At 56.2% G+C, this 24,615-nt stretch carries 21 protein-coding genes; 15 read left to right on the top strand and 6 right to left on the bottom strand.

From position 1 onward, the window contains the following. Positions 1 to 14: 14 nt before the first annotated feature. Entirely contained in the window at positions 15 to 944 is a 930-nt protein-coding gene (locus ACJY2L_RS06690; protein WP_439213305.1) for a LysR family transcriptional regulator, read from the bottom strand. Between the two features lie 129 nt (positions 945 to 1,073). Here ACJY2L_RS06690 and ACJY2L_RS06685 point away from each other — a divergent pair, with 129 nt between their 5' ends. Further along, a complete protein-coding gene (locus tag ACJY2L_RS06685; RefSeq protein ID WP_439213304.1) occupies positions 1,074 to 1,598 on the top strand; it encodes a VOC family protein in 525 nt (174 codons plus the stop codon). 84 nt (positions 1,599 to 1,682) lie between these two features. Here ACJY2L_RS06685 and ACJY2L_RS06680 read toward each other — a convergent pair whose 3' ends face one another. After that, positions 1,683 to 2,102, bottom strand: a complete 420-nt coding sequence (locus tag ACJY2L_RS06680) for an ASCH domain-containing protein (RefSeq protein WP_439213303.1) — start codon at positions 2,100 to 2,102, stop codon at positions 1,683 to 1,685. 267 nt (positions 2,103 to 2,369) lie between these two features. Between ACJY2L_RS06680 and ptsJ the strand changes: the two genes are divergently transcribed. Genes ptsJ through ACJY2L_RS06665 form a run of 3 tightly spaced genes read left to right on the top strand, consistent with a single transcriptional unit; the run spans position 2,370 to position 4,967 of the window. Next, positions 2,370 to 3,689 (top strand): MocR-like B6 salvage transcription factor PtsJ, encoded by a 1,320-nt coding sequence (gene ptsJ, locus ACJY2L_RS06675; protein ID WP_439213302.1) that lies wholly within the window; start codon positions 2,370 to 2,372, stop codon positions 3,687 to 3,689. A gap of 37 nt (positions 3,690 to 3,726) precedes the next feature. Next, on the top strand, positions 3,727 to 4,452 hold the full coding sequence (locus ACJY2L_RS06670; protein WP_439213301.1) for a type 1 glutamine amidotransferase: 726 nt from the start codon (positions 3,727 to 3,729) through the stop codon (positions 4,450 to 4,452). Positions 4,453 to 4,490: 38 nt separating this feature from the next. Further along, on the top strand, positions 4,491 to 4,967 hold the full coding sequence (locus ACJY2L_RS06665; RefSeq protein ID WP_439213523.1) for a hypothetical protein: 477 nt from the start codon (positions 4,491 to 4,493) through the stop codon (positions 4,965 to 4,967). Between the two features lie 80 nt (positions 4,968 to 5,047). Here ACJY2L_RS06665 and melB read toward each other — a convergent pair whose 3' ends face one another. Together melB and ACJY2L_RS06655 are read right to left on the bottom strand one after the other, a co-directional pair. Next, on the bottom strand, positions 5,048 to 6,472 hold the full coding sequence (melB, locus tag ACJY2L_RS06660) for a melibiose:sodium transporter MelB (RefSeq protein WP_439213300.1): 1,425 nt from the start codon (positions 6,470 to 6,472) through the stop codon (positions 5,048 to 5,050). 84 nt (positions 6,473 to 6,556) lie between these two features. Next, a complete protein-coding gene (locus tag ACJY2L_RS06655; protein ID WP_439213299.1) occupies positions 6,557 to 7,912 on the bottom strand; it encodes an alpha-glucosidase/alpha-galactosidase in 1,356 nt (451 codons plus the stop codon). Between the two features lie 271 nt (positions 7,913 to 8,183). Between ACJY2L_RS06655 and melR the strand changes: the two genes are divergently transcribed. The 5 genes from melR to ACJY2L_RS06630 all read left to right on the top strand — a co-directional run bounded on the left by melR (position 8,184) and on the right by ACJY2L_RS06630 (position 15,146). Continuing rightward, on the top strand, positions 8,184 to 9,113 hold the full coding sequence (gene melR / locus ACJY2L_RS06650; RefSeq protein WP_187487989.1) for a transcriptional regulator MelR: 930 nt from the start codon (positions 8,184 to 8,186) through the stop codon (positions 9,111 to 9,113). Between the two features lie 209 nt (positions 9,114 to 9,322). Beyond that, a complete protein-coding gene (locus ACJY2L_RS06645) occupies positions 9,323 to 10,606 on the top strand; it encodes a globin domain-containing protein (RefSeq protein WP_439213298.1) in 1,284 nt (427 codons plus the stop codon). A 153-nt stretch (positions 10,607 to 10,759) separates the two neighbouring features. After that, positions 10,760 to 11,818, top strand: coding sequence for an NAD(P)H-dependent flavin oxidoreductase (locus ACJY2L_RS06640; RefSeq protein WP_439213297.1), 1,059 nt, complete (start codon positions 10,760 to 10,762; stop codon positions 11,816 to 11,818). Between the two features lie 591 nt (positions 11,819 to 12,409). Beyond that, the gene (locus tag ACJY2L_RS06635) at positions 12,410 to 14,635 is read left to right on the top strand and encodes a DUF4401 domain-containing protein (protein WP_439213296.1); all 2,226 of its coding nucleotides are present in this window, start codon (positions 12,410 to 12,412) and stop codon (positions 14,633 to 14,635) included. Continuing rightward, the gene (locus ACJY2L_RS06630; protein WP_439213295.1) at positions 14,622 to 15,146 is read left to right on the top strand and encodes a GDYXXLXY domain-containing protein; all 525 of its coding nucleotides are present in this window, start codon (positions 14,622 to 14,624) and stop codon (positions 15,144 to 15,146) included. The genes ACJY2L_RS06635 and ACJY2L_RS06630 overlap by 14 nt, the downstream gene beginning before the upstream one ends. Before the next feature lie 247 nt (positions 15,147 to 15,393). Here ACJY2L_RS06630 and ACJY2L_RS06625 read toward each other — a convergent pair whose 3' ends face one another. Beyond that, complete coding sequence (locus ACJY2L_RS06625; RefSeq protein WP_439213294.1) at positions 15,394 to 15,798, bottom strand: H-NS family histone-like protein; 405 nt, start codon at positions 15,796 to 15,798, stop codon at positions 15,394 to 15,396. 279 nt (positions 15,799 to 16,077) lie between these two features. Next, positions 16,078 to 16,848, bottom strand: coding sequence for a GntR family transcriptional regulator (locus tag ACJY2L_RS06620; protein WP_439213293.1), 771 nt, complete (start codon positions 16,846 to 16,848; stop codon positions 16,078 to 16,080). A gap of 79 nt (positions 16,849 to 16,927) precedes the next feature. On the opposite strand from ACJY2L_RS06620, the gene ACJY2L_RS06615 reads away from it, so the two are divergent. The 6 genes from ACJY2L_RS06615 to ACJY2L_RS06590 are packed head-to-tail and all read left to right on the top strand — an operon-like array spanning position 16,928 to position 24,467. Next, positions 16,928 to 18,208, top strand: a complete 1,281-nt coding sequence (locus ACJY2L_RS06615; protein WP_439213292.1) for a M20 family metallopeptidase — start codon at positions 16,928 to 16,930, stop codon at positions 18,206 to 18,208. Between the two features lie 21 nt (positions 18,209 to 18,229). Further along, on the top strand, positions 18,230 to 19,828 hold the full coding sequence (locus ACJY2L_RS06610; RefSeq protein WP_439213291.1) for an ABC transporter substrate-binding protein: 1,599 nt from the start codon (positions 18,230 to 18,232) through the stop codon (positions 19,826 to 19,828). Between the two features lie 9 nt (positions 19,829 to 19,837). Continuing rightward, on the top strand, positions 19,838 to 20,785 hold the full coding sequence (locus tag ACJY2L_RS06605) for an ABC transporter permease (protein ID WP_187488002.1): 948 nt from the start codon (positions 19,838 to 19,840) through the stop codon (positions 20,783 to 20,785). Further along, positions 20,778 to 21,605: an ABC transporter permease gene (locus tag ACJY2L_RS06600; RefSeq protein ID WP_067436416.1), complete on the top strand. Its 828-nt coding sequence runs from the start codon at positions 20,778 to 20,780 to the stop codon at positions 21,603 to 21,605. The genes ACJY2L_RS06605 and ACJY2L_RS06600 overlap by 8 nt, the downstream gene beginning before the upstream one ends. Then, positions 21,605 to 23,239, top strand: coding sequence for a dipeptide ABC transporter ATP-binding protein (locus ACJY2L_RS06595; RefSeq protein ID WP_439213290.1), 1,635 nt, complete (start codon positions 21,605 to 21,607; stop codon positions 23,237 to 23,239). Before ACJY2L_RS06600 ends, ACJY2L_RS06595 begins: the two co-directional genes overlap by 1 nt. Before the next feature lie 10 nt (positions 23,240 to 23,249). Continuing rightward, a complete protein-coding gene (locus ACJY2L_RS06590; RefSeq protein ID WP_439213289.1) occupies positions 23,250 to 24,467 on the top strand; it encodes a M20 family metallopeptidase in 1,218 nt (405 codons plus the stop codon). The last annotated feature ends 148 nt before the right edge of the window (positions 24,468 to 24,615 follow it).

Here is a 24,615-nt window from a genome sequence, read left to right as displayed (position 1 = left end):
CGCTCGCTAAAACTTTACCTTAGTTCACCAAAATAGCCTTCACCGGCTTTTTTAAGCAGCGCATCAACGATAATGCGCACCTTTGGAATGAGATGCCGGGTACGCGGCCAGAGAACATTCAGCTCAACCGGAACCGGCATATGATCGACCATGATGGCGACGAGATTGCCTGCATCAATATGGCTGTTGACCATCGACTCCGGAAACTGCGCAATACCCGCCCCCGCCAGGCAGGCCATTAGCATGGCATCGCCGTCACTGATCTGATGCGAGGCCGCGGCGATGAATTTGCTTTCCCGTTCGCCCGCCGCGCGCAGTCGCCAGGCCAGCGGCGCGCCGCGTCGGTAACCCATGATGCCGCAGTGCTTTTTCAACGCCTCGAGGCTGTCAGGCGTGCCGTGTTGAGCAAGATAAACAGGTGAAGCGCACAACATCAAACGCTGACGGCTCAGACAGCGGGCAATCAGCTCATCGGTGCTCTGTAGCTCGCCCAGGCGCAACACTAAATCCACGCCCTCCTCAACTGGATCGATTAACCGATCGTTAAAGGTCAACGCCAGCCGCAGGGCCGGATAGCGGGTCATGATCTCCAGCAGCAGCGGCATCATCAGGTTTCGGCCAAAGGAGGCGGGCATATCGATACGCACCGTGCCGGCAGGGTTCTCCTGACGACGGCTCAGGGTATTTTCAGCAGAATCCAGAATCTCCAGCGCCGACAGACAACTGGTCAGATAGGCTTCGCCGTCACTGGTCAGGCTCAGTTTGCGGGTTGAACGGTGAAACAGCCGCGTTCCCAGCCTCTCTTCCAACCGCGCCACGCTTTTACCAACCGCTGATTTGGTGATCCCCAGCTGCTCCGCGGCTTCCGTAAAGCTGCTCGATTTTGCCGTAACGACAAAGTGGGTGATTCCGCGCAGGGATTCTGCTGCTAACTCGGTAGACATAAAGTTGACTCTGTGGCGACGCATAGCGTGTTTATCGATGTTTAATTCTATAGCAGACTCAATCCAGCACGAAACATCAGGTTGCCGTCCTGGGCGGCAAACTCATTTTTACTCTACAGGGAGCACACCATGTCCACTGACATCATCCGCGGTATGGATCACGTTGGTATCACCGTTTCTGATATCGATGAGGCCACGCGTTTCTTTGCCGACGCCTTTGGCGCAGAAGTAATTTATGACTCTGTTGCGCCGTCAGACGACGACGTTCAGGGCGAGGAGCCGGAAGGCATTCTCAACCTGTTTCCGGGAACCAAAATTACCACGGTCAGAATGATGACCCTGAAGCACGGGCCGGGACTTGAGCTGTTTGAAATGAAGGGACCGCAACAGAGCCAGCCGGTGCGGCCCAGCGATTACGGGCTCCAGCACTTTGCCGTTTACGTTGATGATATCAACGACGCTATCCGCCTGTTTGAGCGCGCCGGGGGCAAAATGTTTACCGCTCCGCAGCCGCTGATGTTTCCAACGGAAGTGGGTGAGAATAATTTCTTCTGTTATGGCCGCACGCCGTGGGGCAGCGTCATTGAGCTGATATCATTGCCTGCAAAACTGCCCTATGAAGATCACACTCCTCTGCGACGCTGGAAGCCATAAGTCTCATCGGATGCGCCTGCAAAGGTGCATCCGTTATGGCTTCAGCGGTGCTGTTCTCTGCTGGCTTCGATCGCGGGCGAATGCTCAGCACACCGCGATAAGCTCGAACTCTTCGAAGATGAGTTCCATGACCTCAGAATAGGTGCCTTCGCGTTCAAAATAGCGTTTGTGCCCTTCCCGCCAGTGCGCCAGGCTCAAATCCCCTTCTCCTTCTTTGCGCGCCAGTGCCTCTGTGACGTCGCAGAAACGGATGCTTTGCGTTCTGACGGTGCGGATCACACAGAGCGGCTGGCCGCTACCGCTAAGGATGATGTTGTCGCTGCCCTCGCAGGGCGCTTCACCTCGCGCAAACTCCTCCTGCCAGACAACCCGGGAACAGCAGGTTGCCGTTTTCAGTCCGCTTAACACCCGTTGAGCGAGCTCATCAGCCAGCTGCGGGCTATCGCCAAACTGCCAGACAAGCGCGCCTGGATAGGCGTTTTTTACTGCTTCAAGGGTGGTCATCATCGTCCCTGGTAAGTCATGGTTTTTATTACGGGCCAAATCACACCATTTTGCCGGGCGGAGCAACAGCTTGAGTGCCGTTTTGCGATCCAAAGCCTGTTAATCCCATGATCTCAGCGCAGCACCGCCGTTCCTGACAAGCCGCCTGTCGTGACGCGATTGCGTATCACCAGCGAGGGCTTTGTTAATCTGCGTTCATTGTGGTAGACAGCTCTCCTGAGCCAGTTTAATATTGTCATAGGTCAAATAAAATATTGTCACAGATCAATGAAACTATCCGGTAAAACAGCAGGCGAAATCGTCGAGCAGGTCAGAGCGTTAATCCAGTCCGGCGAACTCAAATCGGGCGACGTCCTGCCACCGGTACGCGAAATGGCCACCTCACTGGCAGTGAATCGCAATACCGTGGCCGCCGCCTACAAACGTCTGACGGATGCGGGATTTGCCCAGTCACGCGGGCGCAATGGCACGGTGATCCGTGGTTTTGCCGCGCCAGTGGTGGCGATGGAAGGCTCGCCACCAAATTTGGCGCTACGCGATCTGGCGGGTGGCAATCCCTGCGTGGATTTTCTACCGCAGGTGATGCCGGTGCGCATCACGCCAGGGCTGTACGGTGAACGGGCAGTCAGTGAGCAGATGGAAGCCATTGGTCGCGGCTGGATGGATGTTGACGTAACCGGATCTTATGAAATCAATCTCACCAGCGGCGCGGTGGATGCCACCGAGCGACTGCTGAACGGCTATCTCATCGCGGGCGATCGGGTTGCGGTAGAAGATCCGTGTTTTTTAAGCAGCATCAGTACGTTGATGCACAACCGTTTGCAGGCGGCGGCTGTGCCGATGGATGAAGAGGGCATGCTGGAAGCGCCGCTGGCGGATCTGCTGGCTTCGGGTGTGCAGGCGCTGATCGTGACGCCACGGGCGCACAACCCAACCGGATTTGGCCTGAGTGCGCAGCGGGCGCAGCGTATTCGCCATCTGCTTACACACTATCCGCAGGTGCTGGTGATCGTTGATGACCACTTTTCGTTGCTCTCAACCCAGGATTATCACCACATCATTCCGGAAACCACGCGGCACTGGGCGCTTATCCGCTCAACCTCTAAATTTCTCGGGCCAGATATGCGTCTCGCCTTTGTCGCCAGCGATCGCGAAACGTCGCTACGCCTGCAACAGCGCCTGAATGCCGGAACCAACTGGGTCAGCCATATCATTCAGCACGTCGCCGGCGCAGCATTAACCGCGGCGGATTTTGATGCGCACATTGCCGCAGTCAGGGAAACCTATCGCGTTCGCCGACAGACGCTGACCGATCTGTTGCGACACCATGATATCCAGCTCGCCGATCGGCACGATGGGCTTAACGTCTGGCTGCCGCTGAACGTCGACAGCACCGATCTGGTGATGCAGCTGGCCTTGCAGGGTTGGCTGGTACGCGGCGGCGAAGTGTTTGGATTATCTCAACCGGCGCATGGTTTGCGCATTACCGTTTCCGATCTTGACGCGGCAGAAGCCGGGTCATTTGTTCAGTCATTGTCTGCCCTGCTGTCCGCTTTATCGCAGCCGACAGCGGCGTTTTTCAAATAACCGGCACCTTTCTGGCCGACACCACGGAGTTTATTGCATGCGCGTACATTTCATTATTCACGAAAGCTTCGAAGCGCCGGGCGCTTATGAAATCTGGGCCGAAAAACAGGGCCATCAGATAAGTTATTCGCGGCTTTATGCAGGCGATGCGTTGCCTTCGCAGGTGGAAGAGATCGATTTTCTTATCGTTATGGGCGGCCCACAGGATCCCGCCACCACGCGCGACGTCTGCCCGCACTTTGATGCGCAGGCTGAGCAGAAGGTCATTGCCGCGGCGGTCAATGCGGGTAAAGCGGTGCTCGGCATCTGTCTGGGTTCACAGCTGATTGGCGAAGCGCTGGGCGCTGCTTTTGAGCACAGCCCGGAAAGAGAGATTGGCAAGTTTCCGATCTCTCTCACCGAGGCCGGACAGCAGCATGTGCTGTTTAGCCATTTTGGCGCTGAGCTGGAGGTCGGACACTGGCATAACGACATGCCGGGCCTGACGCCGGATGCCACGATCATCGCTTACAGCGAAGGCTGCCCGCGCCAAATCGTCGCTTACAGCGATCGGGTTTACGGTTTTCAGTGTCATATGGAGCTGACGCCAGAAGTCGTGGAATTGCTGATCGCGCATGCTGAAAAAGAGCTTAGCCAGGCGGACAAATACCGCTTTGTACACACGCCTGCTGAACTGCGTGCGCATGATTATCAGCAGATGAATCAGACGCTGTTTACCTTCCTCGACAAGCTGGCCGATCGGTACATAACAGCCAGATCCTGAAAAGCAATGTGACGCTAACGGGCGCAGGGCCGACAACGGTGATTACCTGGAACCCTGCCATCGCACGCACCGTTAATGCACCGCTACTCACCGCCACGGCGATCGATCATCTGGCAATCACTGACGTAAAACGGGTCGGTACGCTTGATCAACGCCCTGACAGTCAGGATCTGCGCACCGATCAGATTGGCCTGTTTTTCAACTGCGCCGGCGACCCGACCGCTGGCGAAAAAACGGGCTGTAACGATATCACGCTTAACAACGTTGAGGTGGAGAACAGCAGCGACGGTATCCATATCAAAGGGGCCAGCCATCTCAGAGCAACGGATTTGAAGCTGCATAACAACGGCAATACCCAAAAGGATTATTTCCATAATATCTATCTCCGCCGCGTGGCGGACGTGCGGCTGCGGGCGGCGGTCGATGAATCCCGGCAGCATCTTTTTGCGGCGGCAGGCTATCAGCACGATATGTTCGCAGAGCGGTTTCTGCCGCTTGAGCGGGAATGTGCCTGACCGGTTTCACTGCCGACCTGAAACAGCAAAGCGGGCATCCGTGCCCGCAATCTCATCAGAATGGCATTTCCCTAATGCAGTCAGGCTTCTGCTTCGGAAGGCTTAGTGAGGCTGATTTCTCGCGATGCCGGTATCACCACGCTTTGCGGTTTACGGTATTTATCCAGCAGATGAATTTGCACTTTGCGCAGCATATCGCCATTCAGCTTGTAGAGCCGGAAATAAAGCAACAGCGTGATCAGGAAGAAGATAGCGGGCAGCGCAATCATAATGAACTGCATGCCCACCAGCGTGCTTTCCGCCTGGGCTACGTTCGGTACGTAACCGATGATGCCGAGTACCAGCGCCATAAAGAACGCGGCGAACGCTGAACCACCTTTGACCACCATCGTCTGCACGGAATACGCGATGCTTTCGCAGCGTACGCTGAGTTTGTACTCGCCGTAATCGACGGTATCGGCCACCATAATCACCTGCAATACCCAGAACAGCGCCGTACCCACGTTCATCAACACACCGGCGAGAGAAACCAGCCAGACGTTGTGAGAACCCACCATCGCGATCCACAGCAGTACGCCACCGCCCAGAATCGGCAGCACTGAGGCCGCGGCCCACAACAAACGACGCGAAAACTTTTTCACCAAACGCGGAAAGAGAATCACCGTCAGCAGATTGGCGGCCCCAGCATAAGACATGTACCAGGGAAAGAGATCGGCATCGCCAACCACATAGGTGAAATAATAGATCGCAAATCCGGAGATAATATTGGATGCGATATTGTAAGTGAGCGCCATGCCGAGCAAGCAGGAGAGCTGATCGTTTTTATAAATAAGCGCGACGATGGCTTTTAAGGTCAGGCGGCTTTCTGTTTCCGCCGCGTTGTTCGATGAGTAGACTTCCTTCACGTTACGCAGCGTAATAATCGTCGAGGCGATGAAAAAGGCGATCAGGATCAGCGTTAGCATCTGAAAGCCAAACCCCCGATCGCTGCCGCCCACATAATTCACAAAGGGCAAGGTGACGCCTGCGGTGATAAAGCCCGCTAAGCTGGCAAAGAAGCGTGGGAACGGCACCAGCTTTTCGCGCTCACGTTTATCGAGCGTAATGGTCGGCACCATCGACCAGAAGGGAATATCCATAATGGTGTAGGTCATGCCCCATAAAATATAGGTCACCCAGACAAACACCATCTGCGTTGTGCCTTCAAACAGATGCGCGCTGAACAGCAAAAACAGCATCAGCGAATTAACAAGGGTGCCGATAAAAATCCACGGCTTAAATTTTCCCCAACGGGAACGCGTACAGTTAACAATCCAGCCCATGATCGGGTCATTAATCGCATCCCAAATCCTGGCCACTAAAAACAGGGTGCCGACAACGCCTACCGATAAGCCAACGACATCGGTGTAGTAATACATCAGGTACATGTAGACGATGCCAATAGCGAAATCCTTACCGAATGCCCCAAATCCGTAACTGAGTTTTGTTGTAATTGATATGCTCATCCAGGGTACAGGGCCGCTGTTGCCAGCGCCCGCCTTCTGTTAGTAGAGGGATCAGTAGCCGGGCAGAACGCCCGGCATGTGCGGTCAGACGCGATGCAGCCACGCCGGTAACCAGTCGCCGTGGGCGGCAATCAGGTCATCGATCAATGCATAAATTTCGTCAATCCCCAGCACGGCAGCGGTGTGCGGGTCGAGCAGCGCGGCGTGGTAAACCCGATCGCGATTTTCGGTGAGGATCGCCTCGGTTAATAAGTGCTGCACGTTGATGTTGGTCTGCATCAGGGCGGCCAGATGTGACGGCAGCGTACCGATATGGGTTGGCTGGATGCCGTTGCTGTCCACCAGACAGGGCACTTCGACGCAGCAGCCCTGCGGCAGGTTATCGATCAGATTATCGTTGCGCACATTGCCGTAAATCACGCTTGGCTCGCCGGTCCATAGCGCATTAATAATGGTGCTGGCGTACTCATGCGAAGGTTTAATATCGATGCGATCGGCGCTTTTATACTCTTCCAGCTCTTTGCGCCAGGTGGCCAGCTGCTCAACGCAGCGTTTCGGGTATTCATCCAACGGCACTTTATAACGCTCAATCAGATCTTCACGACCTGGCTTAATAAACCACGGCGTATATTCGGCAAAATGCTCTGAGGATTCGGTCACGAAATAGCCCAGCTTTTTGAACATTTCATAGCGCACGATATTTTCACAGCGTGCATTGCCATGCGCATTGGGTTTCGGCGCGGTGCCCTGTTCATAAGCCTTCAACAGGTCAGGATAGAGACTGACGTAGTCGCCCTCGCCGGTTTTTTTCTCCAGCGACAGATAAAACGCCATATGGTTGATACCGGCGCAGCGATAGCGTAGCGAGGCGGGATCAAGATCGAGATCGCGCGCCAGCTCTTCTGCCGTGCCCTGCACGGAGTGGCACAACCCGACCTGTTTGATGTGCGGATAGCGCGCGTACATCGCCCAGGTATTCATCGCCATGGGGTTCACGTAGTTAAGCATCGTGGCATCCGGGCAGACCTCGGTCATGTCTTCACAGATCTGCCACAGGTGAGGAATGGTGCGCAGGGCGCGCATGATGCCGCCCGGGCCGAGCGTATCGGCAATGGTTTGTTCCAGTCCGTGGCGTTTGCAGACGTCAAAATCGGTGACGGTACAGGGTTCGTATCCGCCAATCTGGAAGGCAACCACCACGAAGTCTGCCCCTTTGAGGGCGCTTTTGCGGTCGGTGTAGCAGGTGATATCGCCGTGAGCACCGGCGGAGTCCATCAGTTTACGCACCACAATGTGCGACTCTTCCAGACGGGTTTCATCGATATCCATCAGGGCAATGTGGGCAGACTTCAGCGCCGGACGATGAAAAACATCACCCAGGATGTTTTTGACAAAAATCGTGGAGCCCGCGCCGATAAAGGTAATTTTGGGTGCTGACATGTTCTCTCTCCGTGGCGTATTTGAACGCTGTCAGAGTGGCATGCCGGTTTTTGTTTCTCTTCCCTCTTCCCGGATGAACCTTCCTGAAAGCTACGATTTTTTTGATTGCCTGTTTTAATCTGAGGTTTCCGTACTTTTTCATCAGGAAAGAAGAATATTCAAAGGAAACAATAAGGTTAACCTGTTCATTTGCGGAAACCCTTCGTCAGTTCACGGTAAGTTTTCAGATTCTGCGCAACAATTTCTGATAATTCAGGATACGGAGAACATCATGGATTTCACCTCAGCGCCTCTGCCGCCCGATCCGCATATGTGCAACAGTACCGACAGCACCACGCGCAGCCCGCTGTCGCTCTATTCTGAATACCAGCGCATGGATATTGAGCTGCGCATTCCGGAATATATGGATGCCTGCCACTGGCATGGTCAGGTAGAAGTGAACGTGCCGTTCGACGGTGACGTGGAATATTTAATTAACAATGAAGTGGTGCAGATCAAACAGGGACACATCACGCTGTTCTGGGCCTGTACGCCGCATCAACTCACCTGTCCGGGCAGCTGCAGCAATATGGCGATATTTAATCTGCCGATGCATCTGTTTCTCTCATGGCCGCTGGACAAACAGCTGATCAATCACGTGACGCACGGCATGGTGATTAAATCCCTCGCCGCTCAACAGCTGAGTCCGTTTGAGGTTCGCCGCTGGCAGCAGGAGATAAACAGCCCAAACGAGCAAATCCGTCAGCTGGCGATTGATGAAATCGGGCTGATGCTCAAGCGCTTTAGCTTGTCGGGCTGGCAGCCGATTCTGGTGAATAAAACCGCCCGCTCGCGCAGCAGCGGCAATAGCGTCTCGCGTCATGCCCGCTTTTATGTCAGCCAGATGCTGGAATTTATCGGCGCCAATCATGATCGGCCGCTGACCATTGAAAGCGTGGCAGAACACGTCAAGCTCAACCCAAACTATGCGATGGGTATCTTTCAGCGCGTGATGCAGTTGACCATGAAGCAGTACATCACGGCGATGCGGGTTAATCATGTGCGGGCGCTGTTAAGCGATACCGATAAATCCATTCTTGATATTGCGCTGACGGCGGGCTTCCACTCCAGCAGCAGCTTTTACAGCACCTTTAATAAATATGTTGGCATGTCGCCACAGCACTATCGCAAGCTCAGGCAACAGAGAGGCACGATTGGGTAAGTTGTTACCTGAAAGCCGTCATTTCGTGTAAGAACGCTGCCGATCAGCAATGCAGGGCAATACAAACGCTGATTTACGATCTTAAACGCTGGCCGTGCGTTGCCCGCTTTTACGCGGCGCGATCAACGATTTATGTTCACAAATGCTGGCCAAAGCGCTACTATTTAAACATGCATTTTAAATACAACTTTAAACAGAGGTGAACAGCTATGGTGACTTCAGAACAGAAAGATCTTGTGAAAGCGACCGTTCCGGTTCTCAGGGAAAATGGCGTGGCGCTGACCGATTATTTCTACAGGCGCATGCTGAAGAATAATCCGCAGCTAAAAGAGACCTTTAATATGGGCCACCAGCGCAGCGGCGCGCAGGCTAAAGCGCTTGCGGGTGCCGTGCTGGCTTATGCTGAAAATATTGACGACCCTTCAGTGCTCGCGCCGGTGGTTGAGCTGATCTGCCATAAACATGTCAGCCTGAATATTCAGGCGCCCGATTACGACATCGTGGGTGAAAACCTTCTGCACTCCATCAGCGAGGTGCTGAACATTTCAATGGAAGATAAGCTGATTGCCGCCTGGGCTTCGGCCTATCAGCAGCTGGCCGATCTCTTCATCGCCACGGAAAAATCCCTTTATGCGCAGCAGGAGAAAACACCGGGCAGCTGGCTGGGTTGGCGTGACTTTGTTGTCGCGCGGAAAGAGAAAGAGAACAGCGAAATCACCTCTTTCTATCTGGTGCCCAAAGATGGCAACGCCCTGCCGACCTATAAGCCGGGCCAGTATATTACCGTGCGGGTGATGGTGCCGGCGCTCGGCATTAAACAACCGCGTCAGTACAGCCTGTCCGACAGCCCTGGCGGAAAATACCTGCGTATTTCAGTGAAGCGTGAAGATTCGCGGGCGGAAAATCAGGATCCGGGCTACGTCTCTTCAACCTTGCACAACGTGATTGCTGAAGGCGATACTCTGGAAGTCAGCGCGCCAACCGGTAACTTTTTCCTCGTGAATCCCGATCGTGACAATGTGCTTATCAGCGCGGGCATCGGCCTGACGCCGATGATCGCTATGCTCAACCAGCTCATCACGGACAATGCTCAGCCTGATAACGGCGCATTATCGCAGGAGGTCAAAACGCTGCCTTCCGGTGCGATAGCCGAGAGTAAAAAGCAGATCAGTTTCATTCACGCCGCGCGCAGCCCGCAAGTGCATGCCATGCGCCGCGAAATCCAGCAGCTTGCTGAACATCACAGCCATCTTCACCTGTATGTGGCTTATGAATCAGTATCGGAAGGTGACGTACGCGGCAAGGATTATCAGGCGCTGGGCAGGCTTGACCTCAGCGACGTGCCCGCGCACCTGCTGCCTAAACAGGCTGACTATTATCTGTGCGGTCCGGTGCCCTTTATGCAGCATCAGCACGCGGCGCTGCTGGCGCTCGGCATTCCCCAGGAAAATATTCACAGCGAAGCGTTCGGCACCGGCGGCGTGTCGTTGTAAATCTGGAAGGCTCCCGGAAATGGGAGCCTCTTTAGCAGCACCACGACGACGGCAATGCTATCAAGCGGAGGGTGGCAAATAGCTACCCGGCTCATCGTGTGCATGCTTCAGCCAACCACCTTCCCTGTTACCGCAATCAATCAGGCAGAGAACATGAAAGCAACCTTGTGCCAGGCGCTTAATCTGCAATACCCGATCGTTCAGGCACCGATGGCGGGCGTGTCGACACCGGAGCTGGCGGCAGCGGTTAGCAATGCCGGTGCGCTGGGTTCCATCAGTGTCGGCGCCTCAACGCCCGATCAGGCGCGGGCCATGATCGAGAAAACGGCGTCTTTGACCACAGGGCCAATCAACGTCAACGTGTTTTGTCATGCGCCGGTGGTGCGTGACCTGCCGCTGGAAAAGGCGTGGATTGCGCGCTTTCACGAGCTGTTTACCCGTTACGAAGCCGAGCCGCCCGAGGCGTTATCGGAGATTTATCAATCCTTTCACAACAATGCAGAAATGATGTCGGTACTGCTCGCCGCCGCACCGGCAGCAATCAGCTTCCACTTTGGCCTTCCCGCCGCCGATGTCCTGCGGCAGCTAAAAAGCCGGGGTATTGTGACGCTTGCGTCCATCACCAGCGTGAAAGAGGCACTGGCGGCAGAAGCGGCTGGCATCGATTTTTTCGTGGCGCAGGGGATCGAGGCGGGCGGACATCGGGGTCTGTTCTGCCCTGACGAAGCGGATGATCAGCTGAGCACTTTTACGCTTGTGCAGGCCGTGAAAAAAGCTTCGCGCCTGCCGGTGATCGGTGCGGGCGGCATCATGGACGGAGCGGGCATCGACGCCATGTTAAGGCTGGGCGCCGACGCCGTGCAGATGGGTACGGCATTTATACTGTGCCCGGAATCCGCGGCGAACGACGCGTATCGCCAGGCGCTGAAAAGCAAACAGGCTGCCAGTACGGTCATGACCACGGCGATCTCTGGCCGTCCCGCCAGATGCATTAATAATGATTTTTGCCATTTTGCTCAGGTCTTCACGCGCGACAGCATTCCACCTTATCCGTTGACTTACGCGCTGGGTAAAGCCATTGCCGCCGCCGCATCAGCAAAAGGTGCCCACGGCTTTGGTGCGCAGTGGGCCGGACAGGGTGCCACGCTGGCCCGCGAAATGCCTGCCGCCGCGCTTATCCGTACGCTGGTTGCGGAGTGGCAGGCGAGCTGAGAGTGCTTGCCGCAACGGCTTTATGCTATCGATGATGCCGCTGCGGGCTTAGTCAGGTGGCTACATGTATCAACGGATAATTGATGCACGTTGCAGGTAAAGCTCCAGGACATTAGCGGCGAGTGGCACACGCATGAAAAGGTGGCGGTCGGGTGATTACGCCAGTAACTATCCTGCTGATATTGCTGATACTGTACATCAGTTAAAGAATTGTCGCTGTGATTAAGCAACTGCCCGGCTGCGATATGTCCAGACGTAACCACCGCACCAAATGATGCTATGTGTTTCGCCTTTCGCTTACTTTCTTTTCTCTTAACCCTTCAAATACCCTTGTCGAACGTTCAACTATTACGTCAGTCATATCCGCAATAGATTTTGCTGCACTGCTCACACATTCATTGACCTTGTATTATTGGCCACCGTGCTGATTGCGCCCATCGTGCCTTACTGGTATGAAAGCTGTGATTGCCAGATATTTCCGGCGAAACCTGTTTATTGCCTCAATGCGAATCCTGATACGGCGTGGATGTTGCGGCTTCGTGGGGTATCAGCAGGCATTATTAACGGAACATCCATAAAAACAGGGACCTCATGAACAATACGATACCCGGCGATGTCAGCTGGATGCCGACACGGGCGGCGGCGTACCTGGCGCGCCAGACCGCGCGGCTGATAAAAGCGGGCAGCCTGACGCCTGACCACGGCCAGCAGGTTTACCGCTTTTTGGGCGTGCGGCCCAATGCCTCGCAGTGGCGCGCTTTTCTTGTCCCGTTGCTGGCGCTGCTGGGTTTACTCTCGCTGGTTGCCGGCGCCCTGTTTTTCATCGCCTGGAACTGGGCGCAGATGCCGAAAATGGCTAAGTTCGCGCTGGCAGAGTTATTGATTGTTGCGCTGGCGGCGATCGTATGGTGGCGCTGGTATCAGGGCCTGGCACGCAGCGCGCTGCTGGCGGCGGGATTAAGCTTTGGCGCGCTGTTTGCGTTATATGGGCAGATCTATCAGACCGGTGCCAACAGCTGGGAGCTGTTCAGAGCCTGGCTTTATATTCTTGTGCCGCTGGCGCTGATCGCGCGGCAGGACAGCCTGTGGTTTTGCAGCTGGCTGGTGGCCAATCTGGCCTTTCACCTCTACTACGTCACGTTGTCTGCTACGTTCATGGACAGCCTGATGTTTAATCACTTCGGCTGGTTGCCCGAAACCGCGATGTACGCGTATTTGCTGGTGCTGACGCTGTGCCTGGTGTTGCGGGAAACGCTGGCGCAGCGGGCGCTCGCTGCCGATCCTCAAAGCTGGCTGGCAAGCCGTTGGTTCAGCTACATCATGGCCGGCTTTCTGTTGCTGCTGCTCACCATGATCGCCGCCGGGAATATCGCTTCCATTGTGATGGGGAATTTTTCTGAGTGGAACGAGAGATTTTACACTTCACTGATCACCGGCCTCTGGCTTATTACCTTGCTGGTGGGCTATTACCTCTACCGTTATCGCTTCCCGGATCTCGGCATGCTAACGCTGGGAACCGTCAGCCTGGCGGTCACCGGCTGCGTCCTGATCACGGATTTTTTCAGCAACTCATGGGAGTCTGTGGAAGCAGTGATGCTCTGTGGCCTGCTAATGGCCTTTTGGCTGACGGCAAACGGTGCCCTGCTGCTGCACTGGCGCCGCACGCTGTATGAACGCGATCCGGTTGATGTCCCCTCCTCCGAACTCAACGGCTTGATAACCGCATTACGCCAGCATGATTTGCTGAGCTACCCACAGGTGCAGGAACTTCAGCTGCACGATCACACCTCGGAACTGCCCTGGTATCTGCGGCTTGCACTCGGCCTCGGCAGTTGGGTTTCAGCGCTCATCGTTTTGCTGCTGCTGGCGCTGATTCTCTACATGACGGGCTTGCTTGATGAGCCGAATGCCGTGGTCTTTATCGTGCCTTCGCTGATTTTCGCTGCGCTGGCCAGCGTGCTGCTGCGCGCAGCAGGCGCAGGCAAAAATCACGTCGGGCTGGCATGGGCAATTGCCGCCACCGGCGGGCTCTGTGTCGGTCTCTATCTGTTTGTTGACCCCAGCTGGGAATCCTCATTTCTGGTGGTGGCGCTCTGCACGTTACCGGTACTGATGGTGATGGCCATTGTGATGCCCGATCGTACTTACCGGTTTATGGCGATCACCGCGATGACGTTTTTGGCCGTGCTGTTGGCGAACGATCTCACCAGTCGGCACTTATCGCCGGTAACCGGATATGCTCTCTTCTCAGCGCTGGTGGCTGGTCTGGTGGCGTTTTTGTTATGGATGGTCAGAGAGCAACTCAGATTACAGGCAACGCCGATGGCGGATGCTGTGCTGCCGATAATCTACGGCATTGCCGCGGGCCTGGTCATTGTCAGTTTCACTGCCATCAATGCTGGATGGATCGCAGATATCTTCTGGAGCACATCGCCGTTTTTTAGCCTGCAATCGGGCACAGGCATGGGCATCGCGGCCGGTTTAACGTTGAGCGCGCTCTACCTGTTCTTCACACAAAAAACGCCTTTGCCGCTGCTGGCAGCGATATTATGCGGCGGCGCGGCAATCTATGCGCCGGGTATTGGGCTGGGACTGACATTACTGATGATGGCGCGTTTTCAGGGCAGCCGGGGCATTCTCGGGATAGCGTTTTGTCTTCTGCTGCTCTACGTCTCTTGCTGGTATTACTTTCTTGGGGTGAATTTACTGCATAAGTCAGTGCTGCTGTTGATCGGAGGGGGCGTGTTGCTGGCGGTGGCCTTTGCGACCAAAAAGGCGTTACCGACGCGTAGCGGGAGTGTTTATGAAAACCAGTAACCTGAGAAAATGGCTGGCGTTAGGGGTGATTGTCCTGGCGTTGGTGGCGGTGAATATCAGCATCTGGCAAAAGGAGCGGCTGTTGAAACAGGGCGCAGTGGTGATTTTAGACCTTGCTCCGGTCGATCCGCGCTCGCTAATGCAGGGTGATTATATGGCGCTCAATTATGCGATCACTCAACCGTTACAGCTGGCATTTTATCAGCGGCATCAGGAGAGCCGATTCATACCGGCACCCACCAGCGGCACCCTGATTGTGGATATTGATGCGCAGCGTCGGGTCACGCAGGCGCAGTTTGACCAGGGTGCGCCACTGAAATCCAATCAGCTGCGGATGAAATATCACATTAATGCCGGGACGCTGACCGTTGGCACCAATGCCTGGTTCTTTCAGGAAGGTCAAGGCAAACGCTTCGATCGGGCGCGTTACGGATCTTTTCGGGTAGCAGAGGATGGCACCGCGCTGCTCACCGCCTTGCTGGATGAAAATGGCCAGGCAATAGCGCCGTAGCCAACAGCATCTGTGCATGGAACATCAACACTAGCCCTGTCGGGGTTTTACCGGTTCATTACGCAGGAGGCGGATGAGGATTTTTCATCCGCTAACAGGCACGGGAACCGCAGAAAGAGCCGAAATGAGGGTTGGCTCATTGCCTTTTCATTCCACGCGCAGATGCAGCAGGTGCCGACAGCAGCACTCTGCGAGAAGCGTTGTACGCGCCGTTAAAATGCAGGCCGACAACGCTGCCTGCCGTTGCTTACAGCATGAAATCGCTCAGGCTTTTGCCATTCTCAAGCGCAATCCTGATCGCTGAAGGTGTGCGTCCCTGCCCGGTCCACTGCTTTACTTCGCCACTGGCATCGGTGTACTGGTATTTAGCCGGACGCGGCGCACGCTTTTTCTTCATGTCGCTGCCACGCTTTTCCTTGCCGCTCAGCAGATCTGCCGGATTGATACCATCTTCCTGAAGCAGTTCGCGGTACATCGCCAGCTTTTCAGCCTTATCACGCGCTTCAGCCTCCTGGGCTTCAGTTTCTTCACGGCGCTCAGTGACCACCACCTCTAACTTCTGCAGCATCTCTTCCAGCACATCCAGCGCGTAGTCACGAGAATGGGCACGCAGGGTGCGAAGATTGTTCAGGCTGCTCAGAATTTCACTCATACAAAAACCTCAAAACTAAAATCAAAAACGCATTGATATCTAACACAATCAATAAGGATAACATTGATAAAGTCTGATTCCGATCCTGATGACGCGCTAAGTTAGCCTGAGCTGTGTGTTTGCCTGATTAATGCCCACATCGCCGCCTGTGTCGCCATAAGGCCGAAAACCAAAGCGATCTCATTACCCAGATTTCGCAGGGCATGCCTGCTTTTTGCGCATAATGGCTGCTGATTTAGGCACAGCACGGTTTATGATGAGGCGGGTGGATAACCTCTTTTATCTCACCTCATTCACATACATAAAATGCTCCGTACTGAAGCGATGATGCGCCAGAATTACCGGCACTGCGCTTTGATCAAACGACACTTCATCAATCACCATAATGGCGTGCGGCAGGTTCAGTTCGAGCAACGCGGCATCTTCTTCGTTGGCCAGCGTCGCGGTAATTTGCTCGCGTACCGCAGCAATACGGATGTCGTAGCGTTCGAATAAATAGCGATACAGCAGCGGCGGCAACTGCTCCGCCTGTGGGAAATCAGCCAGCCGCGCCGTAGGCAGGATCAAGGTTTCATGCATTGCCGCGATCCCTTTGACCCGGCGTAACCGCTTCAACCGCACCACCGCGTCACCCGCCGCAATATGCAACTGGCGAGCTTCCGTGTCGCTGGCCTCGCCCAGCTGATAATCCAGCACCCGCGTTTCCGACAACAGCAGCCCGCCCGTCTTGTCATGCAGACGGAAATATTGAAAAAAGTGGCTGAGATTATGCAGCGGCGCCCAGCCGGTCACCACGGTGCCGGTTTTACGCCGCCGCATTAACATTCCCTCGGTGGTGAGCGCCGCCAGCGCCTTACGCACCGTGCCCACCGAGACGCCAAATCGCGCTGCCAGACTGTTTTCGCTGGGCAGGATCATGCCTGCGGTCAGCTCGCCCTGCAAAATCGACTCGCTGATATAGCGCTTAACCACTTCATAAAGCGGGGCACCTTCGCTGTCGCGAAGTCTGCCAAATTGAGGAACATCGCCTGCGTCATATTTTTTTTGCATGTTTTCGATTACCGATTGACCACGGTTACTGAATTGCATTATCTATAAACTATATAGAAATACAAGAAGCGAAAGCGCTATGACCACAAATAGAAGATTAAACAAGGCATTAGAGCTGATAGCCTGCGACGGCGAGCAGATCAAAGAAGAATTACAACGCATGCTGGCCGTGGACACCTGCTTTCCACCGGGTGCCGGTTATGGCGATTTCTGCGAGTTGATGGCCGGACTTTTGGCACCTTTGAGCTTCACGCTTCAGCGTGTTTCCGTGCCGGAAACCTTGTGGCGATCGCCCGATAACAGCGCGCAGGGAGAACGCGTTAATCTGCTGGCTTCGCTGAACGTTGGGGCGGCTGAAAACTGTAATCTCTATTTCCATACCGATACCGTGCCAGCGGGTGACGGCTGGCATTTTCCTCCGCTGGCGCTGACGCAGGCAGAAGACAAACTTTTTGGGCGTGGCGCAGCAGATATGAAAGGCACCATTGCCGCGGCGCTGGCGGCGGTGCGTGCGGCACAGGCCTGCGGTTTGCCTCTGCGCTTTAACCCGGTTTTTCTGCTCTGCACTGATGAAGAAGGCGGCCTGTATCCCGGTATTCGCTATCTGGCGGAACAGCACCTGTTCAACGGCCATCTTCTTAGCTTCAACGGCGGCGCGGTGCCACGTATCTGGTCAGGCTGTTTTGGCAGCATCGATTGTAAAGTGATTATCACCGGTCGTTCGGCGCACTCCGGCGATCCCGGACACGGCATCAACGCTATCGAAGTGGCCCTGCCGTTAATGAACGCGCTGGCTGATTTGAAAGCGCAGGTCGAACAGCGCATCTCAGCCATGCCCGCCCCGCCGCACTATAACGGTAAACCGCTGAATTCTCTGCTGACGCTGGCAGCGGCGCATGGCGGTAGCAAAGGCTCAACCATTCCGGAACGTTTTGAACTGTTGATCAACCGCCGTTACGCCCTGGAAGAAGCCTTTGACGATGTGTGGAAGGAGCTGACTGATTGCATCGACCGTGCAATGCGCGACAGCCGCGCGCTGGATGTGACGCAACAGATGATTGGGCATCTGGCTCCGGTCGCCGATCCCGGCGGACCGCACTGGCCACGCTGGCAGGCCGCGCTGACGCAGGGATTTGGCTTCAGGCCCGATGAGTTTACGCCCTGGGGATCGTCCACCAGCTCCGATATGGGCTGGGTTCAGCAGGCCGGCATTCAGGAAATATTACTGGGTGGGCTAACCCGCCCGGATAACCGCACGCACGCCGCCGATGAATACACCACGATGGCGGATCTTGTTGCCCTTTCGCAGTCCATTCTGGCGTATCTCGCCGATGATTTTCAGCCAACCCAGGGTCATTAACTCACCAATGAGGAAGAGAACATGCGCGCAATGAAAGGCCTTAACCGCCGTCAGTTTATCGCCAGTTCTGCCGTACTTACCGGGGCGGCAACGTTGCCCTGGTCGCTGCCAGCATCTGCCGCCCAAGCCGCCAGCGCCACGCCCGGCGGTTCGCCGCGTCGGGGCGGTGTATTACGCGTTAGCGTCGATCAGGCGGTGAGCATGCTCAATCCGCATCAGGCGCGCGTCAATCCGGAATACCTGATGGCGGAACTGCTTTACAGCGGGTTGACCCGCCTGACGCAGGAGATGAAAGCCGAAGCGGATCTGGCCCTCTCCTGGCAGGCCAGCGAAGACCTGACGCAGTGGACCTTCACGCTGCGACCCAACCTGAAATTCAGCGATGGTTCGCCGCTGACCGCTGTCGATGTGGTGGCCAGCCTGCAGGCGCTGCTCGATCCGAAAAATGCCTCACCGGCGCTGCACAATATCGGCCCGATTGCCAGGGTCAGCGCCAAAGATGCGACCATCCTGTTGATTGAAACGGCTTCGCCCTACGCTGATCTGCCAGTGATGCTGGCCTATCCGGCGGCTAAAGTGATCCCCGCCGCCATCGCGCAGGGTCAATATACTTCGCTAACCAAAGCGGCGTTCGGTGCCGGGCCATTTCAGCTGGTCTCCTACGATCCGGAGCGCAAAATCGTGGTGAAACGCAATCCGCATTATTACGATCCGACGCGCCCCTATCTTGATGGCGTGGAAGTGGTGGTCTACCCCGACGGCCTGGCAGAGAGTTCGGCGCTGATTTCAGGGGACAGCGATCTGATGCTCAGCGCGCAGTCGAGCGAATTTGCCCGGCTCTCCGCCTCCTCTGGCGTGCTGCCGCTGCGGGTAGCCTCGGGTCAATTTCTTAACGTCAACATGGGCTGCGATCAGAAGCCCTTTAACGATCCGCGCGTGCGCCAGGCGCTGGCGCTGTGTGTGGATCGTCAGGCATCGGTGGATTTTGTTGCGGATGGCTTTGGCTCGCCGGGCAACGATACGCCGATTAACGCCGCCTACCCCTACTTCGCTGACCTGACTAAAAAAGCGGTGGATTACGGCAAAGCCAAAGGGTTGCTGGCAGCCGCTGGCTATCCAAATGGTCTGGATATTACGCTGATCGCCTCCGATAAACCGGCCACGCGCACCCAGCTTGGCATTGCCCTGCGTGAGATGGCCAAACCGGGTGGCTTTCGTATCAACGTGCAGACCATGGCACACAGCACCTATCTCGATCAGGTGTGGAAAAAAGGCAACTTCTACGTCGGCTTTTACAACATGCAGCCGACCCAGGATGCGGTTTTTTCGCTGCTTTATACCTCAACCGCCGCCTGGAACGAAACGCGCTGGAATAACGCTGAATTTGATCGCGCGGTCAGCGCCGCACGGCAGACAAAAGATGACGCCCAGCGCGCCGCGCTTTACGGCACCGCGCAGCGGCTGATGCATGATGAGGTTCCCTCGCTGATTCCTGTGTTTTTCGACCTGCTCGCGGCCAGCCGTGATTACGTTAGCGGCTACCACCTGCATCCGCGCGGTGCGGTATTCCGCCTCGATCACAGCTGGCTCACCGCTAACGCGCCGGTGCGCACGGCGTAAGGAGCGAACATGACCGCAAGCTATCTGCTCAAACGACTGCTGTTGATGATTTATACGCTGCTGATCGTATCGCTGCTGGTGTTTGGCATTACCCAACTGCTACCCGCAGATGCTGCCGTGACGCTGCTGGGACAGAACGCCACGCCGGAAGCGCTGAACGCAGTGCGGGAGCGGTTGGGTCTGAATGCGCCCGCCTGGCTGCAATACTGGCACTGGCTGACGCAGGCGCTGCAGGGCAATTTTGGTGTCTCGATGCGCAATGGGCTGGCGGTTGGGCCCACGCTGTTTACCGCCCTGTCGCGTTCGCTGCTGCTGGCGGCCTGCGCGCTGCTGCTGATGCTGGTGATTGCGATACCGCTCGGTATCTGGGCCGCGGTTCGTCGCGGCAAGACCGCCGATGTGCTGGTGAGCGTCATCTCCTATATCGGCATCTCTTTTCCCGAGTTTGTTACCGCCACGCTGGTGTTGCTGCTGTTTGCCGATGTCTGGCAGATTTTGCCCGCCACCGGCTACGTGCCGCTAAGTGAAAATGTCGTCAGCGGCGTGCAGCACCTGATTTTGCCCTCGATCACCGTCGCGCTGATTCTGGTCGCGCACGTCTCCCGTATGGTGCGCTCGGAAATGGTTGACGTGCTGCAAACCGATTATGTGCGCGCCGCCTGGCTCAAAGGGTTATCTCGGCGGCGTATTCTCTGGCGCCATGCGCTGCGCAACGGTCTGTTGCCGACCATCACCATCGTCGCGCTGGATGTCGGTTATCTGCTCGGTGGCATTGTGGTGGTGGAGGAGATCTTTGCGATTCCCGGTATTGGCCGTGAACTGATTGTCGCCGTGCAGGCGCGCGATCTGCCCACTATTCAGGCGGGCGTGATGATTCTGGCTGCCACCTATTCGGTGGTCAATTTCCTTGCCGATCTGGCCTACGTTGTTCTCGATAAGCGGATTTCCTATGCCTGACCTGTTCAAACGTTTGCTCACTTCACCGCAGGGTGCCGCTGGCGTGCTGATTTTATCGCTGGCGCTGCTGATGGTGATTGGCGGAGCGCACATTGCCCCTTTTGATCCTGAATCGATCTCTATTCTCAGTCGTTATAAGCCGCCCGGTGAATTGCACTGGTTTGGCACCGACCAAATGGGCCGCGACATCTTTAGTCGGGTCATGGTCGGCGCCCGCTCAACCATTTTACTGTCGCTGCTGGCGACGGCGCTGGCGATGATCATCGGCTCGGTGCTTGGCACGGCCAGCGCCTATCTGGGCGGCAAGCTGGACGAGTTTATGATGCGCACCATGGATGCGGTAATGGCAATTCCCAGCCTGCTGTTTGCGCTGCTGATTGTCAGTACGCTCGGGCAAAGCAGCCTCAATGCGGTGCTGGCGATCACTATCGCGTTTGTGCCGGGCATGGTCCGCATCTCCCGCAGCGTGGCGCTGGCCGCCCGCCAGCAGGATTACATCAGCGCGGCCATCGCGCGGGGCGAAGCGGCCCACTACATCATTCTGCGGGAAATGCTGCCCAACATACTGGCGCCGATTATCGTCGAGGCCACCATTCGCGTCGCCTTTGCCATCATGCTTTTCGCCACGCTGAGCTTTCTCGGTTTAGGCGCACAGCCGCCCGAGCCGGAATGGGGCCTGATGGTCTCGGAGGCGCGAGCCTACTTCTTTAACGCGCCGTGGATGATGATGATTCCAGGCCTGGCGATTGCGCTGGTGGCTATCGGCTTTAACCTGCTCGGCGACGGGCTGCGTGACGTACTTAATCCAGGGAGTCACTGATGACTGATTCTGCGCCGGTATTAGCCGTAGAAAATTACAGCCTTGACTTCGCGTTATCCCGCGATCGGTTTCTGCCGGTGCTACGCGATATCAATATGCAGATTATGCCAGGCGATGTGCTGGGCCTGGTCGGTGAATCGGGGTCCGGTAAAACGACCTTAGGCTGGGCGATCATGCGCTGGCTGGCGGGCAATGCGCACGAACGTCAGGGCGATATCCGCCTCAATGGCCACAGCCTGCGCAGCGCATCGGCCGCGACGTTAATGACGCTACGCGGCGCAAAGTTGGGAATGATTTTTCAGGATCCCAGTGCATCGCTGAATCCGACGTTAACTCTGGGTGAGCAGGTGACAGAAGTGCTGCGACGTCATCGCGGCTTATCGGCGCGGGAAGCCCAGGAGCTGGGCGAATCGCTGCTGCATGATGTCGATCTCAAACAGCCGGCACGCATGATGCGGCGCTATCCACATCAGGTTTCCGGCGGTGAAAAGCAGCGCATCCTGATTGCCACCGCCTTTGCCTGCCAGCCCGACTGCCTGATATTTGATGAGCCGACCACGGCGCTGGACGTGATCAGTGCGGCGCAAATCCTCGATCTCTATGAGCGACTGCGCGAAGAGACCGGCGTGGCGTCGCTCTATATCTCTCACGATCTGGCGCTGGTTTCCCGGGTAGCCAACCGGGTCTGCGTGCTGGAACAGGGCCGTATTGTCGAGCAGGCAGAGACCCGTAGTCTGTTCAGCCAACCGCAACACAGCTACACGCGCCGATTGATTAACGCGGTGCCCGATCCGCAGCATCGGCTGGTGCCGGATGCCGCGGGCAGCCAGCCGCTGTTGTCGCTTAATGACATTACCATCGACTATGGCAAAGCGGGACTGCTTGATCGCCTGTTCAGGCGTGAAGCCAATACCACCCGTGCCGCAAATGGCGTTTCCCTGACGTTACATCAGGGCGAAATTGTCGGCGTGGTGGGGGAATCGGGCTCAGGCAAATCGTCATTAGGCAAAGCGCTTTCCGGGCTGGTGCCGTTCAGCGGCAACATCGATTTTTGCGGCCAGACGCTATACGGACGTGCGCAGATGGATAAAGCGTATCGTCGTCGCGTGCAGATGATTTTTCAGCATCCCGACGCCTCGCTCAATCCGCGCATGACCGTTGGCGAGATCATTGCCCGCCCGCTTCGATTGTATGGCCTGCCAGCAGGTGAAACGCTGGCGCAGGCGGTGGCACGTCTGCTCACCGAAGTCCGTCTGCCGCCAGAGTTTGCCCAGCGTTATCCGCATGCCTTGTCAGGCGGGCAAAAACAGCGTGTGGCGATTGCCCGCGCGTTTGCTCATCCGCCCGACGTGGTGATCTGCGATGAAATTACTGCCGCGCTGGATGTCTCGGTGCAGGCCACCATCATCGAACTGCTGCTGGAACTGCGCCGCCGTTATGGCACCGCCTACCTGTTCATTACCCACGATCTGAACCTGGTTCGGCAGATTGCCCATCGCGTGGCGGTGATGTACCGCGGCGATATGGTCGAAGTGCTGCCCGGCGCAGAGATGTCCACGCTGGCACAACACGCTTACACCCGCGCACTGCTTGCAGCGGTGCATACTCCTGACGTAGCCAGCTCTGCGGCTTAATGAGAAACGCATGAATCCTGAACAGTTAATCCATCATATTGATCGCGAATTTTGCCTCTCGTTTCTGGCAAAAATGGTCCAGCACAAAAGTTACAGCGCGACCGATGGCGAGCGCGAACTGGCGAAATACATGGCGGCGCAGATGACGCAGCTGGGGCTTGAGACCGAGCTACAACAGGTACCCGGCGACAGACTCAACGCCATTGGCCGCCTTGCTGGCAGCGGCGGCGGCAACAGCCTGCTGTTCAATGGGCATCTGGATACTAATCCGGTGACCGAAGGCTGGACGGTGGATCCGTGGCAGGGAAAAATTGACGACCGTTTCATCTATGGCATTGGCGTGTCGAACATGAAAGCCGGTGACGCCGCCTATTTTTGCGCGTTAAAAACGCTGATCGATGCCGGAGTCACACTCAAAGGCGATGTCATTCTGACCTATGTGGTTGGCGAGTTGCAGGGCGGCATTGGCACGCTGGCTGCCATAGAGCAAGGCGTGCGCGCTGACTACTTTATCAATGCCGAACCCACGGATTTGCAGGCGCTCACCATGCATGCCGGTTCGTTGATGTTTACCATTGAGCTGACCGGCGATACGCGCCACCTGTCGAAACGCGAAGAGGCCGTGGATGCTATCGGCGCAGCGGTGGAGCTGATTCCCCAGATCAATACCATGACCTTTAGCGGCGCAAAAACTGAGGCGCATCGTAAAATTAATCGTGGTCACATTGGCACCGTTCACGGTGCGTTAGGACGCGAGCTGGAAGAGTGGCGGCCGCCACAGGTCGCAGATTTTGCCAGGCTAAAAGGCTCAGCGCGCTTTGCGCCAGGGCAAACGGTTGAGGGCGTGCTGGCCGATCTACAAACACTGCTCGACAAACTGTGCCAACGCCATCCCGGACTGAAGGCGGCGCTTTTCGATGACGGCATACGGGATAAGCCCACCATGCTGCCGTTCGAAGTTTCCCCTGATTCGCCCATCGTCAAAGCGGTCAATCGCGCCTGGAAAAGCGTACGCGGCACGGAGCAGCCCACTGGCGTCATCACGCCGCCCGCTTTTTTTGGTACCGATGCGGCACACCTTTATCAACATGCGGGCATGGCGGGCGTGGTTTGCGGCCCAGGCGGTAAGTACAACACCATGCCGGATGAGCGCGTTGAAATCAGCGAGTTTCTCGATATGGTGCGCATCTATCTGCTGGCTATTCTGGAGATTTGTCAGCCGAACTGACTACTGCAGCGCGGCAAAAGAACGGCACAGATAAGATCGGACTGGCGGGCGGAGAGGTTTTCCGCCCGCAGAGATGATGGCGTGATTGTAGAGCCACGTTCATCCAGGAAATCCTGCTAAAATCGCCGATCGAGCAAACAACGTTGGC

This window comes from Duffyella sp. Ts4 (genome assembly GCF_051851875.1).
In the GTDB taxonomy this organism is placed as follows: Bacteria; Pseudomonadota; Gammaproteobacteria; order Enterobacterales; family Enterobacteriaceae; genus Duffyella; species Duffyella gerundensis.
Note: the sequence above shows the minus strand (reverse complement) of the source record. Positions and strands in the feature narration are given on the sequence as shown.